The 22,202-nt window shown below is 73.7% G+C and carries 1 protein-coding gene (only partly in view); it reads right to left on the reverse strand.

Translation table 11 applies throughout. The features are described 5' to 3' along the window. Positions 1–22,202, reverse strand: the 3' portion of a protein-coding gene (locus tag ACFPL3_RS16785) for an MFS transporter (RefSeq protein ID WP_343939352.1). 4,888 nt of this gene lie beyond the right edge of the window; the window shows 22,202 of its 27,090 coding nt (coding positions 4,889–27,090); its start codon lies beyond the right edge, outside the window; its stop codon occupies positions 1–3.

Consider the following 22,202-nt stretch of genomic DNA (forward strand, 5'->3'; position numbering starts at 1 on the left):
TCACGACAACGGCAGCGCCGCAGCGAGGATCGGCACCCCCACGGCCGTCGCGAGGACCGTGACCGTTCGGCCCACCCACCGCAGCAACCGCGGGGCGAGCGAGGACCGCGCCAACCACACCCCGCCCGCCACCACCGTGCCGGCGATGATCGCGGCCTGCCCCGCACCGGCCAGGAAGCCGAGCACGCCCGCCCCAGGCCCGGTGATCGCCGCCCCGCCGAGCGCGATCACCGCAGCGACGACGACCAGGGCGACCGGCGGGGCCCGCCACGGCACAGCCATGGACGTCGTCGGCAGTGTGCGGAGGGCTGCGGCACGTACCCGCGGCCCCGTCGCGCGGCGCAACCACAGCGCAACCGCCAGCGCTCCCACGATCGTGAGCGCGCCACCCATCCACATGGGGCCCCGGCCGCCGAACCACTCCGCGTGGAGCCCGATCAGAGGTGCGGTCAGCGGGACGACCGTCAGCACCAGCGACTGCAGGCTGTTGACACGGCCGCTCATCTCCCGGTCGACCAGCTGCACGCGGTGATCGGCCAGCCTCGTGAACAGCACCTCCGCCAACCCCGCTGCAGCCAGCACCGCCCCGGTGAGCCACAGCGAGGGCATCAACCCGGCCGCGGCCCCCAGCACGCCGAAGCCCACGGCCCAGCCCACCACCACTCGTACCGGCGCGAGCTCGACGCGACGTGCGGCCAGCACCGCACCGAGGAGCGCACCCACCGCGACCACGGCGGTCAGCACCCCCGCCGCGGTCGCCCCCGCCCCGAACCCGGCACCGACCAGCAACGGCACCTTGAGCGCCAGGCTCTTCCCGAAGGCGGCCACGATCCCGACGAGAGCCATCGCCGCCACCAGCTCCGGCCGGACGCGCACGTACCGCAGGCCGTCGCGAACGGCGTCCCGCAGCGCGAGTCGTTTCTGCGTGGCAGCACGCCGCACGCTGTTCGGGTCGATCACGAGCAGCGACGCGACCACGGCGGCGAAGGACGCAGCGTTCGCAAGGAACAGCCATCCGGTCGCCAGCACGCCCACGAGCACACCGGCGACCGCGGGGCCCACGATGACGGCGATCTCCGTGGCCATCGACATCAGGCCTCCCGCGTTCGCCATCCGCTCCTCGGGGACCATCTCGCGCAGCAACGCCTTGCGCGACGGCCCGCCGATCGACGTCACGGCCGCGGTGAACACGCTCGCCAGGTAGACGTGCACGAGCGCGATGGCACCCGTGAGATCGAGGACGCCGAGCAGCACCGCGGAGGCCGCCAGCGCCACGTTCGTCCAGATCAGCAGCCGGCGCTTGTCGAGCCGATCCGCGAGCACCCCTCCCCAGAGCAGCACGAGCACCCGCGGGACGAACGGCATGAAGGAGACCAGCGCCAGTGCCATCGGATCGCCGCCGGTCAGCCGGAGCACCAGCCAGACCTGGGCCGTGTAATGCATCCAGCCGCCCAGCTCCGACACGGCCTGACCGATCAGGTACCTCCTGAAGTTGCGGTCCTCGAGCGACGCGAAGACCGCGGAACGAGGCGACGACGAGCGCCCGGGCAGATGACGGAACCACCGCCCCACGGCTCGGAGAGCGGCGGCGGCCGCCCGCACCACACCGGCGACGGGCCTCCCGGCTGCCGGGCGACCCGCCCAGGCGCGCAGAGCGACCACGAGCCCGAGCACCACCAACCCACCCATCGCACCGAGGAGCACGGGCAGTGCCGGCCCGGCACCGAGGACCGGTGCCGCCACCACCACTGCCGAGAGGGCGAACGCGATGGTGGCGGGATGTGCCTGGAGGCCCGTGTCATCGGGCTCGCGGCGCATCGACGCGGTGGTCGGCCCAGGGGCACGTTCGCGGACCGCGCGGACGATGTCGACGAACCGGCCGGCCTCCCTGCTGCCCGACAGGAGCGGCAGCGCCGTCTCCACCATCGGCGCCAGCGCGTCGAGCGCACCCGCGTACTCCGCGGGCAGGGCCGGGTCCGTGCGGTTGTCCAGATCGGCCAGCAGGTCCATGGCGTCGCCCGAGACCGAGTAGACGTATCTGACGTGCCGGCGCACGCTGACCCGCCTGCGATCGAGCAGCCCGGCGGCGACGAGCGTCATCGCGCGGCTGCCGGCGGTCGTCACCGGCATTCCCTGGGTCGAGGCGAAGTCGCGCACCAGCATCTCCCCCCGCTCGTCCAGGAGCTCGAGCAGGGACCGCACCGACGCCCGGTGCGTACGGGACATGAGGTCGGCGGGCAGCGGGCCGGCGGGGTGGTCGGCGATCGCCTGGATGAGCTCGACGACCCAGCCGTGCCGCACGGTATTCGTCGGGATCTGCCGGAGCTGGTTGCCGTGCAGGTCCAGCCACACCGCGAGATCGTCGAGCAGCGCGGCGTAACCCGGGTCGGCCTGACCGCTCCGGTTGTCGACGTCGTGCACCAGGGCCCGGGTGTGGGCCGGCAGCGAGTAGCGGAGGCGACGCTCCGCTCCGTCGGCGTCGGGCACGGGTGCGGCGTCGACCAGGCCCCACCGGACCAGGACACCCAGCCGGGCGTGGAACGATTTGCGCGGCTGGGACAGGGCGTCCTCCAGGTCGTCGACGCCGACACCACGCTCGCCCGCCCGAGCGATCACACCGATCAGCTCGCGCGCCGTGAGCCACTGCTCCGGCACCGCCCGGGAGAGGCTGATCGGCCTCTCCCGGACGCGTCGCAGCGGGCTGCCCTCGAGAGTCCGCAGCCGGGCCAGCGAGGCCGACATCTCCGCGGACGTCCCGTCGCGGGAGGCCGGCACCCGCCCGAGCACGCCTGCGAGGACGGCGAGCTCCCGCCGGTAGGCCGGCTCGTCGACGTCGTCGACGCCGGCGAGATCGCCGAGCAGCTGCCGTACCTGCGCCGGCACGCGGTACGGCCGGTCGCCCGGCCCGTGGCGAGCGAGCAGCCCCGCCTCGTGGAGAACCCTGATGACCGCCGGGGCGACACCGCTCGCGTCGTCGGCCCCCACACCCGACGGCGTGGCCGCGAGGGTGTGCAGCGCGTCCAGGTAGGTCTGCGCACCACGGTCGACCAGACCGGGCACGGGCAGCCGGGCGAGCAGGCCCAGCAGCGGGCGCACCCGCTCGAGGAGCTGCCCTTCCCAGAGCCCGGGATGCGTCGTCAGCACCCCGTCCAGCACCGCCCGCACGTCGCCGGGCATCTCCTCGCGGGGGACCGACAGCGCGGTCACCCGCTGGACCGGCGCGACAGCGTCCCCGTCGCGTCCGACCCGGACCAGCCCGGACCCGGCCAACACATGCACGACGGCCCGAGCCTGCTCGGCCGGTACGGACAGCACCGCTGCCCGCAACTGCTCGAGCGTGATGCCGGGGTTTCGCGCCACCTGCGCCAGCAGTGCCCGGAGGCTGCCCGTCCCGGCCGCCGTCGGCGCGTCCCGCTCACGCCGCCGCGCGATCTCGTCCCGGCGGATCCGAGCGACGGTCAGCAGGGCCTCGACGGCCGCCTGCCGGGCCGGGTCGGCGCCCGCGGACTCGAGGAGCCGGTCGAAGTCCTCGGTCAGGAGGTTCGCGTGGATCAGGCCGTCCAGCTCGGCGCGGGTGTGGCGGAACATCGCGGTCCAGCGGCGGCCGTGCACGTCGACGACCGTGAACGTGATCATGTCGGTGCGCAGGCGGTCCAGGCCGAGCTGCTCGAACCTGCTCCAGGAGCGCCAGTCGATCGCCACCTTCCCGCCCTCCTGGGAGTCGGGCAGGCGGCCGAGGCCACCGGCGAACAGGACGGCGGCCCGCCGATGGTCCGCCTCGGGCATCGAGCCGACCACCAGCCCCGCGCCGAGTTCGGGCCGCACGAGCGCGTGCAGCGCCGCCGACGGCGGCAGGGGCATCCGCTGGACCCGGTCCTCGTCGACGTCGCGGAGCCGGGCCAGCTCCCGCTCCGCCAGCTGCGCGCGCTGCCGTTCGGTCAGCAGCGGCATCCGCACCAGCACCCGGGCGTCGACGAACACCGCGAGCCGCCCGGGCCGGTCTGGGTCCGGGGCCGTGTACAGCACCACCGCGAACGGCTCGTCACGCAGGTGCCCGTTCAGGCCGGTGACGGCGTGCAGGGTCGGCCGGTACTCGTGCTCCGCCCACACCGCGTGCGGGTCGACGAGCCCGTGGGCCCGCGAGGCGACCGGCACCGGCTGCCGGGGCAGCGTCCTCAGCAGGTCCTGCACGTGACGGTTCTGCGCGTCGGAGAGGCGGGCCCCCTCGCCCCCGTCCCGCAGCACCGCGACGGCTCCGCCGCGTGGCCTGCGCGCGTGGCGTTTCTGCGCCTCCCACACCTCGCCGGTGATCGCGCCGCGGCGGCGGATCTCCTCCAGCCGCTCCACCGCCATCTCGACCTCGTCGTCGCCCAGGCCACTCGAGGCCGCCGCCCGGGTGGCGATCGTCTGCAGGTCCGCCGCGCGGAACAGCTCGAGCGCGTCGGCCTCCCACGTCACCCCGCGATGAGCACGCACGAACGGTGAGCGGATGTCGACGGGCGCCCCCGTCGCCAACTCCCGGCGGCCGGGGAAGGCGTCGCCGTTGTCGTACAACCGCGGCCGCAGCTCGCCCCCGGCCCCGGCCCCGGTGGCGAAGAAGTTCGTGTAGGTGGCGGTGGCGCGATCGGTCGCGGCGATGCCGTAGTCCAGACCGGCGGCCACCTGCTGGACGACGAGGCGGAAGTCCTGGACCGACGGGTTGCGCACCGACGGGGCGACCCAGCGCTGTGCCGAGCCACCACGCCACCGGATCGTCACCGGGACCAGCCCCGTGCCGAGCCCGTCGGAGAACACGTACGCGGCGATCTCCCGGGCCGGTTCGTTCGGCAGCAGCGGGGTCGCCAGCTTGTGGATCGCGACGATCCGGCCGTCGGCCTCGACCTGGTACATGGCGCCCCTGAGGTCGAGCCGCGGCATCGCGTGGAGTCGCGGCTCGACGTCGAGCTCTCGCAGCAGGGCGAGGCCGTCCGGGCCGGCGTGCGCCCACGACCGCAGGTCCGCCAGCTCGGTCAGGAGGGCGGCGGCGTCCTCGTCGTGCCGCCTCCCGCTCCCCGTGCCCCACGCGAACGTGAGGTGGCCGCGTTCGTGGTCGGCCACCCCGCGCCACCACCACTCGACCGGCAACCCGCGGGCGTCCAGATCCCGGAGCTCGAGGAGGACGTGCCGGAACACCACGGCCACGCTGCCGCCGCGCTCGAGGCTCCACCGGGGGAACGTGACCATCCGGTCGGGGAGGTCCTCCAGCCCCGCCCGCCTCAGCCACGGCAGTGCCCGGTCGCGGTCGAGGACCATCAGCGGCAGGTCGTCGGACAGGTAGGGCAGCGGGAGGTCGCCGTCCACGACCGCGTTCTCCTCCAGATCGGGCAGGATCGACCGGAAGCTCGACGCGTCCGACCTGCAGATCCCGCACTCGTCCGGGGTGTTCACCGCCGGCCTGCCGAGCGGGGGGAGGAGGATCGCGGCACCGCCGGACGACGCGGCAAGGGCCGCCTCCACCGCGGTTCCGAAGCCGTGCACGGCCGTGAGCACGGCAGCCGCGACGACCAGCACGCCGATCGTGAGCAGGGCCCACGCCCGGCCGCGCGGCGTGCGCGGGTCATTCCGCGCCGTTCGCTCGGGCGCGGCTGCGGAGCGCCCGCGCGCTTCTGCGGTGCTCCCGGCAGCAGTAGCGGACCGTGACCTCGTTCCCGGGGTGATCGGGAAGGGGCGCGTCGCATCCGGGGAGCTCGCAGCGGGCCCGGGCGTGCCCGGGTGCCTGGAAGACCGGCCGGACGGGAAGCGGGCGCGATTCACCCATTCGTTTCCTCCTGTGGACGGGTGGCCGTCGGCGACGGGCCACGACGAGGCAGGCGGGACCACCCCGCGCTGCCGGCTTGCGGGGGTCCCTGAGGCCGGGCCACTGCCCGGTGGGGGAGCCCGGGCACGGGTCTCGGCGCGAGCGGCGGGACGTTCCCGGTCCGGCGCGATCGCGGCCGGGTCCGGGCCGCCGTCGCGCCGGATCACGCCGAAGGCGAGGACCCCGGCCACTCCGGCGGCGGCGTCCAGGCCGGCCACCGCTACCGCGACGACGACCCCCAGCAGCACGACGCCGGCCCACAGGCGATGACCACCGAGAGCCCGGTGCCACCACCTCGCGGCGCGAGCGGATCCCGCGACAGCCGGGTCGTCACCGATCGCGGCGCGCCAGTCGTCGCCGAGGGCCAGCGCGCGCGCGACCACGGACCGCACCGCAGCGATCTCGTCCGGCGTCGCCACGCGGAGCAGGTCGTCGACGTCGCGCATGTCCTCCTGGCGCGCGCTCAGGAGCTTGCTGACGATGAGGCCCGGCACCGTGGCCACCGGCACGGGCACACCGGCGGCCCCGGCGGGGGCCGCGCCCCGGACCAGCAGCGCTTCGATTCCCAGCTCGTCGAAGGCGACGTCGAAGGTCACCGGCCGTCCACCCGGGGCGGAGGTCCGGAAACCCGCACCGGTCAGGGGCTTCGCGGGATCGGGACCGCTGATCTCCTCGAACTCCGCACCATCGGCGCCGGGGTGGAACCGCCCCGTCACCGTCGAGACGACGACGAATCCTGCCGCCTCCAGCGCACCCACGAGGCGCCAGCGGTCAGCGGGCTCCAGCAGGACGGCGACGTCGACGTCCTTCGGTCTGCGCGGTGCACCCGTACGCGCCCGCACCGCCAGGCCGCCGATGATCGCGAAACGCGATTCGTCCACGCCCGTCTGGCGCAGCGCGGTGACGAACCGGAGCAGGGCGGCCTCGGCCCGGACCTCCCGCAGCGCTCCATGGACCGGGGTGAACGCTTCCTGCGGGCCGAAGCCGGTGGCAGCAGCCCGCTCCGCTGCGTCGAGCAGCGCGTCCGCTGCGGCGGGATCGCCTGCCTGGAGCTCGGCACGCGCGGCCGCGATGGTGCGGGCGATCTCTGCGTCCCGGGGCTCATCGCGCCGGTACCGGGCCGGGAAGGCGCCGTGGAGGTACGCCAGCTGCGGTGCATCCGCATCTGCCGCCGAGACGGCTCCGCGCAGGTGTCCCGGCACCTCATCGAGCAGGATCTGCCGGGCGCGCTCCCTGACGTGCTGCAGTGCCCCGGCCAGGTCGCCCGGGTAGTGGCCCGGCCGCGTCACCGACGCCCAGAGGCTGTTGCGCAGCGCCCACCCGTCACCCAGCTCCGGCTGCTCGGGCCCCATCAGCGCCGCGACGACGCTCGCCAGGACGTGCCGATCCACGTCCATGCGCCGCAAGACGGCCACGACCCCGGCCCGCTCGCGAACGGTCAGCGTTCCGGCGGACTCGATCACCCTGGTCAGCTCGTCCAGCAGTGCCCGGACGGTGCGCCGGTCGACCAGGCCCCGCCCTCGGCCCAGGAGCGCCGTCCCGGCTCGCGGGTCTGCCGTGCTCGTCGCCTTGCGCACCGCGAGGACGGCCACCACCGACGCGGTGAGCGTCACGGCGCCGAGCGCCACCCAGACCGGCGCCCCCGGCACGGAGACCGCCAAGCCGGACCCACCACCGGGTACGGCCGCGGCGGCCGAACCGACCGTCGCGAAGTGGATCGCGACGAGCACGGCGACCACGACGCCGGCCCTGATCACCATGCGGGCCCAGGGCGGGCCGTGCGTCCACACCTGGTGCGCCAGCAGCGCCAGGACCGGGCTCACCAGCACGGCCATGACGGCCGCCGGCACGGTTCCGGTCAGGACGCCCTGCCCGAACACGGCAGCCCAGGCGAGGACGGCGGCGCCGAACCCGACAGCGATCCGGCCCCACTTCCGCGCCGGACGTCCGGTCCCGTGGCCGGGAGCGGGGTTCGCGGGCAGCGCCCGGTGCACCATCCACAGCGCCACCACCGTGACGTGGGCCGCGACAGCCGTGATCGTGCCGGCTGTTCCCAGGTCGAGGCCCGCCAGGAAGCGGGCCCCGAGCCAGGCGGCGAGAAGGCCCGGTACGCCCACGTTGATCAGCACCGGGGTCCACGACGGGTCCCCGGGCGGACCGCGGATCATCCTGGCCCGCCAGGCGGCGTCCTTCGTCAGGCCCCACACCAACCCGGCGACCACTCCCGGGCCCACCAACACCGCCCACTGAGCGGGCCAGATCGCCAGCACCCCCCAGTACAACAAGGTGATGCTGCCGACGGCACCCATCGCCCGCAGGTACGTCCCGGTGAACCGGTGCGGCCGCAGCGTGGCCGCGATCCCCAGCACAGCCGCGTGGGCGAACGCGACCCCCAGCACCACCGTCACCGCGAGCATCACGGGGTCGAACGCCACCCAGCCGTACTTGATCGTGAGCAACACGTTGCCGACGTTCGAGGTGATCGGGTAGGCGACCCAGGTCACCAGCCCCTGCACCACGCGGTGCACCGGCTCGCTGCGGCCGCGCGCCAGGTCGTACGCCACGGTCACCGCGCTCATCCCGAAGATCGCGACCGTCACGGCGTACAACCCGGAGACCACGCGGTCCAACCAGGGACCGGTGGTAGCCGCGGGCACCAGCGTGAGGACGCCCACCACGAACGTGCCGATCAGCGGCGCAGCCAGCAGTGCACCCAGCGGGCCCGGCCTGGGCTCGGCCAAGGTCAGCATGCCGCGCAGCGCGAACGCCGCGTTGCCCTCCACCGCACGCCAGGCCGGGAACGCCACCACCAGCACGACCGGTCCGACCACCGCGACCAGCACACCGATCACGCCGACCGCCACCCACTGCCCGCGGTTGCCGAACGCCCCGACGATCGCGCCGCCGACCGCGACCGCCGCGAGGAGCGCCGCGCCCCCCGGGACCGCCACCTCGACCGGAGCGGCCGCCACCCCGACCGCCAGCCCTGCGGCACCCGCGAGCAGCCACCGCGCGCCACGGCCTGCTCGGCCGGTCGGCAGGAACCGGTCGTCCAACTGGGCGGTCGGGGGCGCCGCCCGCGCCCCGCCGGTCCGCAGCGCCGTCAGCGCAGCGCCCGCAGCCCGGACCAACAGGCTCACGATGCGCCGTGGCGGAGCCCGCGGCCGTGCATCGTGGCGGCCGTCCGACCTCCGCGAGGGGTCGACCTCGGGAGCCCGGTCGGCACCGGCCTCGGGCCCACCGTCGCGTCGGGAAGGGTTCTCCCCGTCCGAGCCGTTCGGGCCGGACCCGGTTCCCCGCCCGCCGCCGGCCGCCCGCCCCGCACGGAGCGCCTTCCACGCCCGGCCGAGCAGCACCGCCGTCAGCCCGGGCGCCACCAGGGCTGCGACCACGCCGAGCGCCACGAGGATCGCCGGCCCGACGCCGCCGAGCGCGACCGCCAGCACGGATACCAGGGCCACCAACGCGGCGAAGACCGCCGCGGGCGCCGTGTGGAGACCGCCTGCGGAGCCCTTCGGCGCGCCGTCACCAGGCTGGTGATCGCCGGTGTTCTCGGGTCCGTCGAGCGCCACCACCACGGTGGTCCGGTCGTCCGCTGCGCCCCGGGACGCCGCCGCGTCGTCCACCTGACGGGCCGCGGTGAACGGCTCGTTCAGGCCCGAGTCGAAGTCGACGGCAGCGGCGAGGTCCTCCGGGGTGGCGAAGCGGTCCGACACCCCATCGGTCACGAGCACCAGCAACGCCGGTTCGTGGACCGTCCGCTCCACCACGTGGGGCTCGGGTGCCGGACGTGCACCCAGCCACCGGGTGCTCGCGGAATGGGGGTCCGAGTGGACCGGGCCTTCCGCCGACTCCTCGGTCGCCATGCTGTCGTCGATCGTCAGCAACTCGGCGCCGGTGCGGCGGATCAGGTAGGCCCTGCCGTCGCCGACCCCGACGAGCACGACCTCGGTGCCCGAGTCGGTGTGGGTGACGACGGCACCCAGCAGGGCGGTCGAGGGGGCGTCGAGGGCGTCGGCGGCGGGTGTGGTCGCCTCGGCCGCGCTGTCGTACATCGCCCGCGCCAGTTGCGCACCCGTCGTCGACGACGGCCGCTTCGTCGCCGCGTCCTTCGCTGCTCCGACCGCCTTCGCCGACGCCGGCGTGGCGGAGCCGAAGCCGCCCTGCTCGTCGGCGATCACAGCCACCACCCGGGCCTGCGAGGCGGCCGCCCACGCGGAGTCCCCGTTCGCTCCCGACCGTCCCGGCTCGCTGATCGCACCGAGCACGCCTGTCATCCGCATCTGCGACCCCACCGCGGAGCGCGTGCTGCCCTGGGTGGCAGACCCGTCGACGTCCCACAGCACGGTCAGCGACTCCTGGATCGCCCTGATCGACTGCTGGTCCGTGCGGATCGCATCGATGAGCTTCGACCGCAGCTTCTCCAGGCGATCCCGTCGGGCGGCGATCAGGTCGTCCACCCTCACCGGTGCACCGGTGAGGGTGAAGAAGGCGACGTCCCGCGGCCGCGGACCCGGTGACCTCACGCCGTCACCGAGTTGCTCCAGCGCCTTCTCGACCTCACCCAGCAGGTCTCGCTTCCGACCCAGGTCGGCGTTGATCCGCGTCAGCCCTCGCCGCTTGATCTTCAGCTCGTAGTGGACCCGACGCGTCCGGAACCGCGCCGGGACTGCCGCGAGGCGCCGCAGGAACGCGGCCGGCAGGATCCGGCCGACCGCCCGTGCCGACGCCAGGACGACGGCGCGTACCGCCTTCGCCGGAGCAGCGATGAGACTGATCGTCCGCACGACCTTGCCGTCGCGGACGACCTCCACCTTGAGCGGCGCGAATCGCAGTTCCGCCCAGGCCGGCTGGTAGGGGTCCGGCGGGCCGACGCCGATCAGGAAGTGCACCTGCGAGATGTAGGAGAAGACCTGCCACGTCACCAGCGCCCAGTCATGGCCTGCCACCCAGTTGACGAGGCGCCGGACCGGGTGGAACCCGACGACGGCCGGGCTCGGCACCTTGCGCTCGATCTTCTTCCCCGGAACCTCGAAGTGCACCAACCCCACCCTGAGGGCGAACAGCCGTGCGACCACGAGAACGGCGTCGAGGCGCAGCAGCGGGAACATCCCGACGACGCGATTCCTCATCTTCGTCCGGAAGTTGAGGTTGTCGGCCTGGTCCAGCACGCTGACGACGCCGTAGTTCCCACCGCTGCCGCCGAGCCAGAGCTCGAAGAGCTCGTCCCACCAGCGCGGCAGGGGGACCTGCGCGTACAGGCTCTCCCTGAACTGCGGGCCGACCGTCGCGGCGCGGTTCCACACCTTCGACTTCACGAGCTGCCAGAGCCCCCGGACACACTCCCGGAACGTCTGCGGCTTCGAACCCGGCACCTTCTTCTTCAGCGCGAGCTTCACGTGCAGCAGCTGGAACACCCAGTCGCCGACCGGTCCGAGGAGGGGCTGCAGCCCCGTCGGGTAGAGGCGGCCCTCACCCGACGGCTTCAGCGTCCGCAGGAACGTCGCCGCCCCGGACAGGATCCGCGCCGGCCAGGCCAATGGTGCCTTCGCCCAGTCGCCCCCCCACAGCAGCCACAGCTGGATGCCGGGCGGCCAGGCCGCCACCCGGGACCGCAGTGCTCCCCAGGCCCGAGCGGGTGACGAGAGAGCTGCCCGGACCGCATCGCGTCCCCACAGCAGCCACACCTGCACCTCGACCGGCAGGTTCCGCGCCCACCAGTGCACGCGGGGGGCGAGCCGCCGCTGCCACAGTGCGAACACCGCCAGCGCGACGACCGCGCCGCCGAGGATCTTCCTGGCGACGTCGATGGTGATCCGGACGTAGGCCGGTGGCTGCGGGCCCTCATCGACCGGCGGCGTGGTGTCGGCCGGGCCGGGTCCACCATCGGGCGAGACGTGGCTGCTCCGGGGCGGCAGCGGTGCCTCTTCCGTGCCCGGTCCGGGGCCCTGCGCAGGCGGCAACAGGATCCGCAGCTGCTCACCTGCGAAGATCAGGTCTGGGTTCGCCTCGATCTCCGCAGCACGCACCGGGTCGTCGGACGTGACCCGGTCGTAGCCGGACAACCCGTACCGGCGCGTGAGGCCGAAGATCGTGTCGCCGGGCACTACCCGCACGACCACCGAGTCGTCCCGCGCGGCCTCAGGGGCGACCGCGCCCACGGGCCCGCGCTCGGGTACGACCGACTCGATCGCGGCGTCCCCGCGTCCCGGCTCGATCGCCGCTGCGGCGGCCGTCGCCGGTCCGCCCAGCATCGCGCCCAGGAGAGCACCGGCCAGCGCGGTTCCGGCAGCCGCCGCGCCCAGCCGGACGCCCAGCACCCGGACCCGCAGCGCCGTGAGTGCGCGCACGAGCCGTGAAAGCACCTCCGTCGCGCGCGGTGGCCCGCGCGCACGCACGTCCCGAACGAGCTTCACCCCGGCGAACACGACCGCCGCCGCCGCGCGGCCCAGTAGGCCGAACCAGGCCACGCCCTCCACGAACGGCGGAACGCCGTCCGCACCGGAACCGCGCCCGCCCGGGAGGCTCCCGAGCGTCGTCCCCGACGGGGGCCCGCCGGCCGGGCCGACGGGACTGCCGCCCGCTCCTCGGTCCGCACCCTCGACCGGCGGCAGGACCGCCTCGCGCCGGTCGGAGTCGATCTGCGCGTGGCGGGCGAGCACCTCCTTGATCGCCTCGCGCTCGAGCGCCTTGCGGATCGCCGTGGTGGCCGAGCCCCCCAGCCCCATCGCGGCCAGGGCGCCGTCGTCCAGGGCCGCCACCTGCGTGATGGTGGTGATCCCGTTGTCGAGGAAGGCGCGATAGGCCGGGGCCCGGTGGCGTCCGTCGCCGTTGCCCGGGTTGCGGATGTGTGCGATCAGCTCCTCGACCCGGTTGTCGCCGTCCCAGTCCACCTGCTCGGCGGGGTGCAGGCCGGACTGGACGGCGCGCAGGTGGTTGCGCACGAACCACCACTGCTTGTCACCGTTCCCGCCGGAGCGATCGGCGAGGGCCTGCGCCCGGACGTCGGCCTCGGTGACCACGGGGCGGGAAGCAGGGCCGGCGAGCCAGTCGATCGCCATGTCGAGCCACTCGTCGACCTGCGTGGTGCCGATCCCGAGCTCCGCCGCGATGTCCTCGACGGCAGCACCGCGCGCCCACGCCACGAAGACGTGCAGCTCGCGGGTCACCATGAGCTCCAGAGCCGACGGTTCGTCCCCGCCCTCGGACCAGTTGCCGCCGAGCCGTTCGTCGAGCAGGCGCACCCCGACCCGGACCGTGGCCGCCACCTGGCCCGGGCTCGTCCCCAGGCGGTCCGCGAGCTCGGCCTCCCGGGTGAGGCGGCGCAGCTGCCGCATGAGCTCGGCTTCCAACTCGCGCGCGGTGACGTCCACGGCGACGTCGCCGGGAAGCTTCGCGACGAGGGCGAGCAGGTGGGCGAACACGACGTGCACGTCGGCGCCGGTCTCATCGGCCCGCCGCACCGTGATCGCGGCGAGGTGTGCGGCCTGGGCGGTGGGCCCGGCCCCCACCCAGGTGCCACCGTTGCGGTGGACCGTGAGCGCGGCCTCGGCCGCAGCAGCGGTCAGGATCGCTGCGGCCTCGTCGTGCTTGCCGTCCAGGGCCAGCGAGTATGCCCGCCCGACCTCCTCCAGGGTGAGCGTGGCCGCCGGCGCCGTGACCCGGTCGCTGTCGTCCTCGGTGGCGGGGGTCGCACCCAGCAGCTCGCGGTAGCGCTGCAAGGCTCCGGCCATCGCGATCTCCGCCCGGATGAAGTCCACCGTGGCCTGGAACACCGGGTGTGCGGTGGCGTCGCCCTGCCATGGGGCGCGCCATGCCTCGGCGAGAGCGGCGCGGGCCCGGGCCGCCGCGGTGCCGGCGGTGGCAACCTCAGCACCAGCAGCCCCCCGCTGGGCCGCCACGGCCGGGTCGAGGTCGGTGGCCCGCGCGGTCGTCGGGTGCGGATCGGCAGCCGGCTCGGCTGCGTGGACGAGCGAGTCGGGCCCGTCCTCGCCGTCGAACACGCGGTCCAGCGCGACGCGGTGCCTCTGCTCGGCGGTGCGCACGGCCTGCTCGAACAAGGCGTCGACAGCCGGGTCGACGATCCGGCCGGAGTGCCCCCGGTACTTCTCGCGCAGCTCGCGCAGGCGACGCGGGTTGGCGTACTCGTCGAGGGCGGGGTCCCCGAGCGATCTGACCACGAAGACGAAGCCCGGGTCACCGTGCCTGCCCACGCGCGTCTTCAGCTGGCTTCCCGAGGCTTGCGAGGGGTTGGTGACGCGCACCACGAGCACGGCGCCGCCCCGCTCGTTGATCGCATCGTGCTGTGCCTTGTCGCCGGCACCGAGCCTGACGTCGATACCCAGGCCGAAGCCCGGGTCGTGGACGCTGCCCACCCCGGCCTCGCCCGCGTGACCGAGCACCTCCGTCTCCCAGTGCGGCAACGACTCGCCGTTGACGACGAACGGGGTGCCGTACCGCTCGCCGCCGGCCTCGGACTCGGCGATCCCGCGCTCGGCGACGAACACGGGCCGGACGTCCGCGATCCCGTGGGCGTACACGTGGGCGGCGAACTCGTCGGCCTGCGACTCCGTGGCGAACGTGTGCGTCGACTCCTCCAGGAACGAGGTCTTCGACCTGGGGACCTCCACCACACGCATCCCGTAGTGCTTCTCGAACACGCGCGCCGCATAGCGCGCGGTCCCGGTGGTACCGCTCCTGCGCTCGTAGAGCCCGTAGAACTCACGGGCGTCGGTCGAGGCGACGGTCCTCTGCTCGGGGCGGACCGGGACCCCTTCCTTCGCCTCCACGAAGTGGTGGAACGCCCACCGGTGACCGGGTTGGGGCCGCTTGCTGAACTTGCCGAGGATGACGACTTCACCGTTGTCGACGATGTAGTGCCTGCGCCTGCTGGCCTGCAGCGCAGCCAGCGCCTTCTCGATGTCGACGGCGGTCCAGTCGTCGACGTGGCCGCTCAGTGCGTCGGCGACCAGGCGTTCGCCCTCGCGGGTCAGCTCGAACTGCTTGCGCAGTCGGTTGCGCGGCCGGTAGTGCTTCCTGTCGAGCGTCGCGGCGGCTTCGAGGATCTTGCCGAGCGCCTCGGCGTCGGGAGCCGGACCCGGAACGGGCACAGCGATGATCTTCCGAGAAGCCGCCTCCTCGTAGCCGAGGCGGTCGGCCTCGGTCACGTGCAGTGCCCTCCGGCGCGGAGCAAGCTCGCGGTGACCCTCGTCGAGGGACGAACGCCGGTGCTTCTCGTGGGCGTAGTGGTGCTGGAACTGGCTGTCGGTGCCGAGCGTGATCCCCGGGCCCTCGCTGAGCCGGTACGTGGCGAGCGCGCTGCCGGCATCGCCGCTGTGGGAGGGCAGCTCGTGGACGGGCACGCCCAGCTCGCCGGCGAGCCGGTGCAGCACATCGCGGGTGCCGGCGAGGAGCTTCGGGGTGGCGAACAGCATGTCCACCGGTCGGCCTTCGAGCGCGTTGACCAGGCCCGCGAGCGCATCGACCAACGTCTTGCCCTCGCTCTGGGCGAGCTGCACCACGTGGTTGCCGCTCAACGCGAGCCGCAGAGCCGCCTGCTGACTCGTCGTCAGCACGATCGGCTGCCCGTCGCTCTCCTCCGTGCGGTGCACGAGCTCGATGAGCAGCGGGAAACGCTCGTCCCTGCCGGCTGCCTCCTGGATCTTCCGCGCGAGCTCGCTGTTGCTCAGCCCCGCGAAGCCCGCTGTCCGCTGCCTGGCCCACTCCTCGTTGTCGTCGATCGCTTCCCGCAGTGCGGCGTCGACGATGCGCCGTTCCCGCGCAGGGAGGTGAGCGGTGTCCGGAACCGCGTTCGGCCCGGCCGGCAGTGCCCCGGCCGCTGCCTCCTGCAGCTTGGCCTCCTGGAGCTTGCGGGATTCCAGGTACGCGACTTCGGCTGCCTCGGCGATCCAGTTCGCCTCGGTGTCGGGAACCGGGGCCTGCTGACCGTGGTGCGCAGGCGCGGCGGCGCCACCGGGCGGCGGCAGCGCGCTCTCCCAGTTCGACGTCGCCGTCTGCGGTGCGTGACCCTCGGGGTCGGGACGCGTCGTCGCGGCCGGACCGCTGGGTGCCGGCAGGCCGGTGGCGATCGTCGCGCTGTCCGGCGTGCCTGGCCCGGCCCCGCCGGATCCACCAGCGGCCGGCCCCGCACCGCGTGCGCCGCCGGAGGGAGGCAACGGGTGCCCCGCGGGACCGGTGCCGCGGTCGGGGCCCGGCTCGTGCCGCTCCGGGACCGCGCTTCCGTCGATCGCACCGACCGGCGCCACACCCCTCACGTCGAGGTCGCGCCCGCTCCCGGGGAAGCCCCGCCGGAGCACGAGCCTGGTGTCGGCCAGTTCGGCGCGCGCCTCCTCGTCGGTGAGCCGGCCGCGCTGGTCGTAGAACTCCATCTGGCCGCCGGCGGCGCGCCCGTAGACCATGTGCGAGGTTGAGCCGCCGTCCTCCCACGTCCACATCACGTACTCGGCGCCGTCCGGAGCCCCGGCGAACTCCCATTCGAGCTGCTCGTACGAGCCCGGGACGAACCGGCCGCGGAACACGCCCTGCACCCCGTCCCGGGCCGCGGTCGGGTCCGTCAGCGTCCCCTTCGGCAACGCGGTCAGGTCGACCGCGTCCGGGCTCGGCAGAGCACCGTAGGCGCACATCGCCTCGAAACAGCCGCCCACGGGCCTGGTCGGCGCTGCCGAAGGCGGCGTCTGCGGACTTCTCGTCCCACCGCTCGGCGGGTTCGGCCTCGGCCGGCGGACGCTGTTGGGGACCTTCCACGCAGCGTGCTCGGGGCCCTGATCGAGAGAGGGGCTGACGCGGGTGAGATCCACGCCCCGTTCTTGCAGCACCCGCTCCAGTTGGTCGCGGTTCCCGAAATCGGACTTCCCCCGATGCCGGTCGGGGAACCCGCCGCTGTGGGTGTTCATGTGGGCCACCTGGCCCGGCCTGCCCGGCACGATCGCCAGGAGTCCAGCGGCGGCTACGCGCCCGTTGTCACCGAGCACACCTCGATGGCCGACAACGGGCTCGACGACGTAGATGTTGCCGTGCTCGTCCAGCACGTAGGACCAGATCGAACTCGGCTCTTCGAGGAGTTGCCGGGTGCCGGCCCGGTAGAACAGGCCGTCCCGCACGTACAGCCGTTCCGACTCCGGCGGAACCCGGGTCGAGCGGGCCTTCTCGGGATCCAGGTGCGGCGCCAGGGGCAACGGCTGGTCACGGTGCAACGGCCGATCCGGGTCTTCGTGACGGGCGCCGAACAGTTCGCCGACGATCGGGAAGAGCCCGGTGCCGGCGCCGTCCAGGTTCTCGCCGTCGATCGGCACGACGCCGACGATGTTCTTGACCTCGGGGCTGTCCGGCGCGAGGTTCCCCTGCTTGTCCCGGAAGGCGGCCTCGCCGTCCTCGACGACGAGGGTGAACATGTGGTCCCGGCTTCCGTCGCTCCGATGGGACCAGACCAGGTAGAACCCGTCCTCCAGCTGCGGGATCTGGTCGGCGGACATCACCTGCGGCTGCCGCCCGTACCGCTGCTCGAGCTCCGCGAGCACATCGCCGGCCGCCCGCTCCGGGAAGAACGTGGCGGGCCCTGGTACTCCGGGAACCGGCTTGCCGGCCCGCCACAGGTGGTCGTCCGCGGCGCGGACGCACCACTGCACGCAGTCGTTGAGGTCCGGGGCGTACGAGGGGTCGATCCGAATGTCCGCCACGGCGTCGTGCTGCTGCCGCTCGAGCGGGAGATCCCGTCGCTCGGGGAGGTCCAGCGCTTCGCGCAGCCATCGAGCCGGTCCCCCGGTCGGGATCAGCTCCAGCACCGAACCGACCGGATGGCTCGGGATCGCCACCGCGTCGGCGTAGCGGTTGAGATCGAGGGCTCGGCCGGCCGCGACCTCGACCTGGTGGTCCAGGTCCGCGATGCGCCACGAGTCCCACTGGCGGTAGGACCCCAGCCCTCCCGCGTCGGAGAGATCGAACTCCTTCCCGTGGATCCGGATCTTCGTCAGCCCACGCGCCGCGAGGCGCCCGACCTGCGAGGACTCCGCGCGGGCGACCATCGCGACCCGGGCTGCCGCCCGCGCGGCGGACGTCGCCGCCACGGCGGGGATCCGCAGGCCGAGGGACGCGGCACCACCGAGCACCGTGAAGGGGGTCAAATCCTCCATGAGGCTGAGGACCGGGTGCTCGCGGTAGCCCATCACCCCGTTCTCCGGATCACCGTTGATCACGGTGGAGAAGTCCTGCTTGATCACCGCAGGTCCCCACCTGCGGACCATGTTCATCGTCGGCGTGACGAACAGGTTCCCCAGGAACGGGTCCTTGCGGGTGTAGGCCTTGTCCCAGGTGTCACCGGGCCGGGTCCGGATCCGCCCGGACGTCGCGGCGTCGAAGTGGCGGCCACCGGGGAGGACCACCTCCCGCCACGCGCCCACGGAGTACTGCACGGACTCGATGCCCCACTCCACGGCCTGCGCCGCACCGACTGGCGCATTGATGACGATCGTCCCGATGTCCCGCACCGCGTTGCCGGCGACCTCCGCACCCTCATCCGACGCACCGACGACGGCGAGTACGTATCGGGCTCCCTCCGCGATGTTGTCGAGCTTGTTGGTCGCGGCCCTGTTGAAGATCAGCGTTCCTTGCATGCCGGGAGCGGGTCGGGCGTCGTCGAGCTGCGCTCGGACCTCGTCCGACAGGAACCTGGTGACGCGGTCGAAGTCATCGATGTCGACCTCGCCGCTCTCCACCGCCTGCACGAAGGCGTCGAAACGCGCAGCCCTCTCCGCCGGTGTCGCGGTCTCCGGCAGCTCCTCGATGTACATGTCCATGAACGTCTCGGCGTCGCGGATGTGCTCCCGCTCGAACCTGGCCGGCGTGAAGTGAGCGGCGAAGCCCGCCTGCTCCTCGGCGCTCATGTCCTCGAAGATCTCGCGGACCCGGTTGCCCGGATCCGAGGAGATCCCACCGGCGTACGTGGGAAGCCGGACGACCGACGTCGCCGCCAACCGGGCGTCCGGGGCACCGCTCGACGGCAGCAGCATTCCACCGAGCAGGCCGACCGTGGCCGAGGAGTCCCGGACGTCGGCGTAACCGCGCTCGGCGAGCGAGTACAGCTTGTTCACGAGGCTCGTGACCTCGTTGCGCTCCTCCGAGGTGGCAGTCCGCGGCAACGCGGGGTCAACCGAGAGGATCTTGTCCAGGTTCGCGCTCGCCGCCCGCAGGTTCTGCGCCGCCGTGGTGTTCCCGATCGCCTCCGTGATGGCGATGTCGACGGGGATCAGGCGGTCCATCTGCTCGACGACAGCCGTTTGCCTCTTGCCGATCTCGCTGTTGAGCCGATCCTCCTCCGCGAGGATCTGCCGGTACTGGACCCCCAGCAGGAGTTCCTCCTGCCGGCTCAGCGGCCGGCCCTCGGTCGCCTCGAACTTCTCGGTGTAGTCGCCCACGAACGCGGCGAGGTCGTCGATCTCGGGTTCGAGGGCCTGCTGGTGCGCCCGTGCGCCGTCGAGGCGCTGCTCGCGGGTACGGAGCTCGTCGAGGGCGTGCTCCGGTCGCAGGACGACGAAGCCCGCCGCGTTGACGTCCTCCTCCGGGACGAGGGTCTCGACGACCCGGGAGTCCGCCATCGCGTCGGCGCGCTGATCTGCGTGACGAGCCACCGGACCGCGCGGGATGTGGGGCGCCAGCGCCGCGAGCGGGTTCGACGCCCCGGCCAGGCTGTCCGACGCCGCCTCGTAGGCCTCGCTGAGAGCGTCCACCTCGTCCGGGCTCACCTTGCCGTCGGCGAGCGCGGGGTGGGCGGCGACCGCGGCCATCCCGGGTTCGACCGCGCCCGTTCCGCTGAGCTCGTCGACCACGTAACCCGGAGCCGTACCGTCCTTGCCGATCTCGGTGCCCAGGGCCGCCAGGTACTCCTCGGCTGCCTGGAATCGCGCGTTCTCGACCTCGTCGGCGTTCTTGCCGCGAAGCCGTGCCTCCTGAGCGGCGAGGTCGCCCGCTCGGTCCATCCCGTCAGCGACGAGCCCGGGCGCTTCCCGCGCAGCGTCGCCTGCGAGGTTCTCGAGCTGGTTGTCGAGGAGGCCGGGCTCGAAGCCGACCCCGGCACCGCGCCACACGTCGGCCGCGGCCGCCGCGATCTCGCGCTTGTTCCGCGTCTGCCCCTCCTCGATCCCGAGGACCGTGGTGAGGTGCCCCGCCGGCGTGCTCGGGTCGCCCGGTTCGAGCAGGTACCCCGGCAGCCCCGTCTCCGAGTGCGTCGGACCGGGCACACCGTGCTCCCGCACCGTCGCACCGATGTCCTGGCTGTAGTCGTACTTCGCGTCCGCCCGGGTCTTCGCGATCACGTCGGGCCGAGAACCCCAGGTGGCGCGGGACGTCCACGCGCCGGGGCCGCCCTTCCTGAGCTTCAGGGGATCGCCGGCGAAGCGGATGCCGAACTCGGCGGCGTCGGCGGCCGCGTCCTGTCCCTCGGCGATGGCCGGGCTGCGCCGCCAGTGCCCGTACGCCGCTTTCAGGACGTTGTCCGGTGCGCCGTTGGCGGCGGCGCGGGCCGGTGCCAGCGCGTCCCGGGCAGCCTGGGGGAGCGCGGACTTCGCGCGCTGGTTCGCATCCCACTGCCCCCGCACCGCCGCCGGCATCCCGTTGACCACCGTGAGGTAGTCGGTCCGGAGCTGGTTCCCGGCCTTGGCGGCGAGGTCCTTGGACGCGCCGTGGCGCGCGGCGTTCTCGCGTCCCAGCTTCTGCGCCTCGGCCGCGAGATCCAACGCGGCCTGCATGCGGGCGTCCGCGTGCGCGTTCGCACTGGCGACCGTCGGGGCCGACCTGTCCTCGCTCAGCCCGGCCCGGAGCTTGCTGCGGAGAGCTTCAGCAGCTTGGTCGGCGGCCTCGTGGAGCGCATCGAACCGGGCCTTGTGGTCCGCCGCGGCCTTGAGCTCGCTCATCGGCCCGCCCGTGGCGCCGGCGACGGGAGCAGGAGGCTTCCGGCCGTAGGCCGTGAGGGCTCCGGCAACGGCGTCGAAGTAGCTGGCCCGGTAGTTCTGGGCGATGCTCTTCGCCTCGGCCGCGCTGGCCCCCTCGGCCACGGCGTCCTCGTAGGCGGTGTCCGCGGTCTGGTCGGCCTCGGCCGCCAGCTGCTCCTTGTCCTCCTTCTCGTTCGCGTACGCACGCGCGATGTGGTTGTCCGTGGCGCCCTGCTTCACGAGCCGGTCGCCCAGACCCGCGTCCTGCAGGTCGCGGCCGGTCTGTTCGGCCTTGCGCTGCGTCTCGGGATCGAGCTCGGCCTGGACGTACACGGCGGTCTTCTTGAGAGCCGGCGCGAGCATCGTGAAGGTCGGCGTGGACATGCTCTGGCGGAAGTTCGAGCAGTCGCCCGTGCACTCGACGTCGTTCCCGTTGCGGTAGAGGCCGCAACCGGCTCCCGACGATCCCGAGCAGTCGCCGAACCGGCGGGCGTTCCAGATGCCACCGTCCTGATCCCAGTTCTGTTGCTGGGCCCAGCTGATGTCGAACTCGACGTGCGCGGCGTACGACTTCGTGCACCGGGCCTCGTTCGAGCAGGCGACGCTGGTCATGGCGTACCCGTCGCCTGCATCGGCCTGCACGAACACCCAGCCGCCGCCGGAGCCCGCACCCCCGGAACCGGCGTCGCGGGCGGATGCCCGTGCCCACGAGCCGGACGGGTGCGACTGGTGCACCGACGCGTGCACCGACCAGCTGTGGCGACAGCTCGAGCCCGCCGACGCCGTGCACGACGCGCCGGCCAGGGCGTACCCCGCGCTCGCCCCGACCTGGCTCGAGCCCGCGCACCGGCCGTTGTCCGCTGCGGTGCAGTCGGACCGGGCGACGGCGGTGCCGTGCCCGCCGGGGAACGCGGCCCGCGCCTCTCCTGCGGTGTGCGTCCGGCAGCCGGTGCCGTCGCAGCTCGCGGTGGCCTCGGCGAGCGCCTCTCCGGCCGAACCGCCGGTGGCGACGGTGCAGCCTCCGGCGGCTGCGCAGGTGGCACTCGCAGTGGCACGGACCTGAGCACCGCCCGTCGCCGTGGTGCTCGACGCCGCGCGCGTCCCGCAGCCACCGGCGCTACCGTCGTCGCACGCGACCGCGATCATGGCGTTCGTCCGCGGAGCGGTGGCGGCGGTCGAGGTCGTGGTCGAGACACTGATCTGGGCCCGGCACGCGGCTGTCCCGGCGCAGCGGGTGTCCCCGCTCGCGGTGCTGGTGCTGCGCAGGCCGCTCGCGCTCGCGGTGGCGGACGCGCTCGCGGTCACCGCGCCCGTGCAGCCGGCATCGGGGCAGACGATGCTGGAGCCGGCCCGCCCGCTCCCGGAGATCCCCGCGATCGGTGCGCCGTCCGTTCCGGTCTCGCCGGAGTCGCGCCTGGTGGAGG

It is taken from the genome of Pseudonocardia zijingensis, from assembly GCF_042657305.1.
Classification (GTDB): domain Bacteria; phylum Actinomycetota; class Actinomycetes; order Mycobacteriales; family Pseudonocardiaceae; genus Pseudonocardia; species Pseudonocardia zijingensis.